The following is a 516-nucleotide window of genomic DNA, read 5'->3' on the forward strand; positions in this document are numbered from 1 at the left end:
CGAGCACGCGGGTGACGTATTGGCCCGAGATGCCGTAGTCCACCGTGATGTCCACGGACTCCTTGCTGAAGTCATCCACCACCGTCAGGCACTTGATGCGCCGTCCACTGGACAGGCTGTCCGAGACGAAATCCATGCTCAGCACCTCGTTGATGTTCCTGGCCAGTTGCAACGGCACACGCTCCTGCGCTGGCCGTTTGGCTTTGCGGCGCTTCTTCACCGTCAGGTTGGCCTGTCGGTACAACCGATAGATGCGCTTGTGGTTCACCCCCGGAAACTGCTCGCGCAGCATGTCGTGGATGCGCCGGTAGCCGAATCGGCGGCGCACCAAGGCCGTTTGCCGAATCTGTTCACTCAGGCGGGCGTTGACCTCGCTGGGCTGCGGCGGGTGGCGGTAGCTGTCTCGGGATAGCCCCACAAGGCGGCAGGCGTGCCGCTCCGAGAGGTGATGCTGCTCAATCATCTGTCGGATGGCATCGCGGCGCGCCTGTGGGGCTAGCGCTTTACCCCGAAGAC

Annotated in this window: 1 protein-coding gene; it reads right to left on the reverse strand. The window is 63.4% G+C overall.

Annotated elements, in window-relative coordinates; translation table 11 throughout:
* On the reverse strand, positions 1-516 hold a 516-nt coding region (locus BN2503_RS20425), incomplete at both ends, for an IS3 family transposase (RefSeq protein ID WP_233495147.1).

Origin of the sequence: Paenacidovorax caeni, from assembly GCF_001298675.1 — a bacterium.
GTDB classification, from domain to species: domain Bacteria; phylum Pseudomonadota; class Gammaproteobacteria; order Burkholderiales; family Burkholderiaceae_C; genus Paenacidovorax; species Paenacidovorax caeni.